The sequence below is a fragment of the Inquilinus sp. genome (genome assembly GCF_057815775.1).
In genome coordinates this window covers 1-4,924 of sequence record NZ_JBYRFX010000371.1, presented here as the reverse complement: position 1 = coordinate 4,924, position 4,924 = coordinate 1, and the positions used below count along the sequence as shown (strand labels likewise).

Sequence of the window (4,924 nt, the reverse complement as noted above, 5' to 3'; positions counted from 1 at the left end):
ACCCTCGTCTCCGCCGGCCCGGCCTTCGTGGCCTCGAACCAGACGGCGGTAACGCCCACCTTGCGGCAGAACCGCAGGATCAGGGCCTCGATCGGCAGGATTGTGTCGGCCAGGTCGGTGTCGATCCGGTCGCCTTCGGTCAGCCGTTCCCACAGATCGGTGGCCAGATCGTCCCGCTCATCGGCATCGGGCGTGGCGGCAGCGATGGCGCGGGACACGCCCTCGGCGACCTTGCGGCGGAGCTGGTCGATGCGCGCCTGCCGCCGCTCGCGGCGGTCTTCGGCCGCGCGGCCCTGCTGCTGGCACTGCTTGTCCAACCTGGCCTTCAGCGCGACGGAGCGGCGGATGCCGAGGAACAGATCGGCGAAATGGGTTTTCGCGGTCCCGGCCTTGGCGTCGTCGTCAACCTTGAGGGCCGCGAGGCTCCTGACCTGGTACGCCCGGGCCAACTCGCCGCTGAGCGCTTCCATCTCGGACAGCAGCGTCCACTCCTGCGCAAACACCTCCGCCGCCGGTGAGGCGGTGGGTGTCTGGGGCGCGGGCGATGTGTGTGTCATCCCTTGACAAGAACATAAAGAGAACAACGAGTCGAGGGATAATACTGCCCGACCACCCCTCGCCGTCATCGCGAGCGGAGCGACGCGATCCAGTCCGGCCGAGCAGACCGAGCAAGCGGCGCCAGTCTGGATCGCCACGCCCCTGCGGGGCTCGGGATGACGGTGCGGGGTGGGTCGAAGGCTCTCCGATGTCGGCTTCGGCACCGGTTGCTCCGGACGATCGTTTTGACTCCGGATGCGGGAGGGTGAGGATGACGCGTCTGGGGTCGTCCCAGGCCCGCCCGACACGGGAGAACCACGATGCAGAAGAAGGTCTGGATCGCCTTCGGGCTCGAGATCCTGGGCTTTGCGGTGCTGCTGTTCGGCGCGGCGGGGACCCTGCGCTGGCCGGCGGCCTGGGCCTATCTGGTGCTGTTCTTCAGCCTGACCGTCGGGCTGATGCTGTGGCTGGCGCGGTACAACCCGGCCCTGCTGGCCGAGCGGATGAAGCCGCCGATCCAGCAGGGCCAGCCGCTTTGGGACCGGATCCTGCTGCTGGTCCTGATCGCGCTGTTCCCGGCCTGGCTGGTGGTGATGGGTCTGGATGTCCGCTTCGGCTGGTCGGCCGTGCCCATCTGGCTGCAATGGGTCGGGGCGGCCGGCGTCGCCCTGTCGCTGTGGGTCATGGGGCTGGTGTTCCGGGAGAACACCTTCCTGGCCCCGGTGGTGCGGATCCAGGCGGAACGCGGGCACAGCGTGGTCTCGACCGGGCCATACGCGGTGGTGCGCCATCCGCTCTACACCGCAGCGCTGGTCTGGCTGGCGGCCAGCGCGCTGATGCTCGGCTCGTGGTGGGGGCTGGCCGCCGGCGGGCTGGTCGGGCTGGTGCTGGCGATCCGCACCGTGCTGGAGGATCGCGAGCTGCATCGCAGCCTGCCCGGCTATCCCGATTATATCAGGCGCGTCCGATACCGGCTGGTGCCGTGGCTGTGGTGAGGCCGGCTGTTACCGCCGCAACGCTGTTTGCCTCAGCTGAAACCTTGGTGTAGCGGGGCAGGGCCATGCTGGACGGGCTGCGCCAGAGGCGGCGCGGCCATGCCAGAGGGCCCGATGATGGATATGACCGATCTCCAGGACAAACCGACCTGCAAGGTGGTGGGCGCCGGGGCGCGCTTCATCGGCAAGCAGGCCCTGTCCTACACCCCTGGAATCTCGGCGGAATCGGTCGGGGCCCAGGGCATCCACCTGCAGCTCGTGACCCTGCCGCCGGGCGGCCGGGCCAAGGCGCACAAGCATGAGTCGCATGAGACGGCGATCCATGTGCTCAGCGGCGAATCCGGCATGTGGTTCGGCGACCGGCTGGAGCAGCACCTGATGGTCCGGGCCGGCGAGTTCCTCTACATCCCCGCCGACATGCCGCATCTGCCCTACAACCCCAGCGCGACCGAGAACTGTGTCGCGGTGATCGCCCGCACCGATGCCAACGAGCAGGAAAGCGTGGTGCTGATGCCCGAGCTCGACGGCCTGCATCCTTAGCGCCTTTGAGTCCGGGAGCCAGGCTCAGGATTGTGTGATCGTGATCGAGGCGTTGCCGGGCAAGGTGTCGTGGTAGGACCCCCCCTGTGTCTGCACGTTGGACACGATGTAGCCGTCGAGATAGTTGATGGTGTCGACCCAGACGTCGCCGGCCTCCAAAAGACATTGGTGCTGGTGAACCTCGAACGATGCCACCGAACTCGCCGCATTGTTCGGATCGAAGATCTGGAATCCGGTCGTCAGGCCGTCCGTGTAGGTCGACGCGACGGTCACGCTGGCGCCGGCGGGCAGCGGGGTGTTGCCGTCCGGCGCCATGATCTCGCCCTCGATCGCCGTCGCGGACAGCAGGAGGTCCGTCGTCGTTCCGTTGACCACCGTCGTCAGCAGGCTTTTGCAGTCGAGGCCCGTCTGCGTCCATTGCTGGGCCTGCGAGGAGGCCTGCACGGGTGCGAGCACGGCGGCGGAGGCGTAGGGATTGCTCGGGGTGGCGACGGTGAGCGCCTGCCCGGTCTGCTGGTTGACGATCGTGCCGTTGGAGATCTGCCAGATCTGGGTGGCTTCGCCCGGCTGCAGCGTGTCGACGATCAGGGCGTTGTCCTGGCCGCTGCTCAAGGCGAGGGTCGAGTCGTAGGCGCTGACGATCTGGCCTTCGGAGGTGAAGGACCAGAGCTGCCACAGCGCGATGGCGCCACCGATCGAGCTGATCTGGAGGGGCGAGCCCGGCGCCGGCAGAGAGCTGTCGATCGTCAGGACCGGCGTCGGCATGCCTTGGGTGCCGAGCGCGCTGACGAGGAAATAGAGCTGCATAATTCGGTCTCCGGAAAACAATCAATGACCCTCCCGCCGCCACCGGGGCGGTCGGGGAAATGAAATCCGCTGGTGGCGGAAGGCTATGGGACGACCGATTCCGAGATCCAGAATAAAATCTTATGAAGCGTCCGCCCGGGTGTGACGCGACGGTCCGGCGCCTATTCGACGTGCTGTTCGATCACCGCCAGGAAGGCGTCGGCATAGCGCAGCAGCTTGGCCTGGCCAACGCCGGGGATCGCCGCGAATTCGGTCATCGAGCGCGGCCGGGCATGGGCCAGCTCGGTCAACGTGGCGTCGTGGAAGATGACATAGGGCGGCACGCCCTGTTCGCGCGCCAGCTCCAGCCGCTGGGCGCGCAGCGCCTGGAACAGCGACGCCTCGGCCGGATCGCTCGGCAGCGCCCGCGGCGCCCGGCTGCCACCATTGCGGCCACCGGCGCGGGCCGTCTTCTTCACCGCCTCGCGGCGCAGATGGACCTCGCGCTCGCCGCGCAGCACGTCGCGGCATTCGGGGGCCAGGTGCAGCGCGCCATGGCCTTCGGTGTCGACGATCAGCAGCCCGCCGGCGACCAGCTGCCGGAACACCGATTTCCACTCCGCCTTCGCCAGGTCGCGGCCGATGCCCCAGGTGCTCAGCTTGTCATGGCCCAGTTGGCGCACCCGGTCGGTCTCGGTGCCGGTCAGCACGTCGATCACCTGGCCGACGCCGAAGCGCTGGCCGGTGCGGTAGACGCAGGACAGCGCCTTGCGCGCGAGCTCGGTGCCGTCGAACGACACCACCGGCTCCAGGCAGGTGTCGCAGTTGCCGCAGGGCTCTGCCAGCGAGTCCGAAAAATACTCCAGCAGCACCTGGCGCCGGCAGCGCACCGTCTCGCAATAGCCCAAGAGCGCGTCCAGCTTCTGCCGGTCGATCTGCTTCTGCCGCTCCGGCGCGTCCGATTCCGCGATCAGCCCCTGGATCTTGCCGACATCCTGGATGCCATAGGCCATCCAGGCATCCGAAGGCAGCCCGTCGCGCCCGGCGCGGCCGGTCTCCTGGTAATAGGCCTCCAGGCTTTTCGGCAGGTCGAGATGGGCGACGAAGCGGACATCCGGCTTGTCGATGCCCATGCCGAAGGCGATGGTCGCGACCATGACGACGCCGTCTTCCTTCAGGAAGCGGTCCTGGTTGCGGTTGCGGACCTCGCGGTCCAGCCCGGCGTGATAGGGCAGGGCCTCGATGCCCTCGTCGCGCAGCCACGCCGCCGTGGTCTCGACCTTGTTGCGCGACAGGCAATAGATGATGCCGGCCTCGTTGGGGTGCTCGCGCTGGATGAAGGACAGCAGCTGCGCCTTGGGATTCTCCTTCGGCACGATGCGGTAGCGGATGTTCGGCCGGTCGAAGCCGGCGACGAAGGTGAGGCCGTCATGCAGCTTCAGCCGCTCGGCGATGTCGCGCCGGGTCGGGCCGTCGGCGGTCGCGGTCAGGGCGATGCGCGGCACCCCGGGATAACGCGTCGCCAGCACGTCGAGCTGCAGGTATTCCGGCCGGAAGTCGTGGCCCCATTGCGACACGCAATGCGCCTCGTCGATCGCGAACAGGGCCAGCTTGCAGCCGTCGAGCAGGTCCAGCAGCCCGTCGGTCAGCAACCGCTCCGGCGAGACGTAGAGCAGGTCCAGCTCGCCTGCCCGCATCGCCCGCATGATGTTTCCCGATTCGCCGGGGGGCAGCGACGAATGCAGCGCCGAGGCGCGGACGCCGAGCTGGCGCAGCGTCTCGACCTGGTCCTGCATCAGCGCGATCAGCGGCGAGACCACGACGCCGATCCCCGGACGGACCAAAGCCGGCACCTGGAAGCACAGCGACTTGCCGCCGCCGGTCGGCATCAGCACCATCGCGTCGCCGCCGGCGATCACATGGTCGATGATGCCGGCCTGCTGCCCCCGGAACGCATCGTAGCCGTAGACCCGGCGCAGGGTTTCCAGCGCCGCGTCGCGGCTCTTTATGGATAGGGCTTGGCTCAAAATATTGAGGTGTTCTCGTTTTCCAACGCAAGCCCTATG

General features: G+C 67.9%; 5 protein-coding genes. 2 read left to right on the top strand and 3 right to left on the bottom strand.

The window, feature by feature from the left end; genetic code table 11:
• Nucleotides 1-503 (bottom strand): hypothetical protein (locus AC3XYG_RS13285; protein ID WP_489140315.1); only part of this gene is annotated, 503 nt, incomplete at its 3' end.
• A 354-nt stretch (nucleotides 504-857) separates the two neighbouring features.
• On the opposite strand from AC3XYG_RS13285, the gene AC3XYG_RS13280 reads away from it, so the two are divergent.
• Both AC3XYG_RS13280 and AC3XYG_RS13275 read left to right on the top strand, forming a co-directional pair.
• Nucleotides 858-1,532, top strand: coding sequence for a methyltransferase family protein (locus AC3XYG_RS13280; RefSeq protein ID WP_489140314.1), 675 nt, complete (start codon nucleotides 858-860; stop codon nucleotides 1,530-1,532).
• Nucleotides 1,533-1,655: 123 nt separating this feature from the next.
• Nucleotides 1,656-2,072, top strand: a complete 417-nt coding sequence (locus AC3XYG_RS13275; protein ID WP_489140313.1) for a cupin domain-containing protein — start codon at nucleotides 1,656-1,658, stop codon at nucleotides 2,070-2,072.
• Between the two features lie 24 nt (nucleotides 2,073-2,096).
• Here the strand turns inward: AC3XYG_RS13275 and AC3XYG_RS13270 are convergent, their stop codons facing one another.
• Together AC3XYG_RS13270 and recQ are read right to left on the bottom strand one after the other, a co-directional pair.
• Nucleotides 2,097-2,879, bottom strand: a complete 783-nt coding sequence (locus AC3XYG_RS13270) for a ricin-type beta-trefoil lectin domain protein (RefSeq protein ID WP_489140312.1) — start codon at nucleotides 2,877-2,879, stop codon at nucleotides 2,097-2,099.
• Nucleotides 2,880-3,040: 161 nt separating this feature from the next.
• Nucleotides 3,041-4,885 carry a DNA helicase RecQ gene (recQ, locus tag AC3XYG_RS13265; RefSeq protein WP_489140311.1) on the bottom strand — a complete coding sequence of 615 codons (1,845 nt, stop codon included), beginning with the start codon at nucleotides 4,883-4,885 and terminating at the stop codon, nucleotides 3,041-3,043.
• Nucleotides 4,886-4,924 lie beyond the last annotated feature (39 nt).

Coding starts and splice junctions, on each gene's coding strand:
- AC3XYG_RS13280 (WP_489140314.1), top strand. CDS start 858: ATGCAGAAGAAGGTCTGGATCGCCTTCGGGCTCGAGATCCTGGGCTTT.
- AC3XYG_RS13275 (WP_489140313.1), top strand. CDS start 1,656: ATGACCGATCTCCAGGACAAACCGACCTGCAAGGTGGTGGGCGCCGGG.
- AC3XYG_RS13270 (WP_489140312.1), bottom strand. CDS start 2,879: ATGCAGCTCTATTTCCTCGTCAGCGCGCTCGGCACCCAAGGCATGCCG.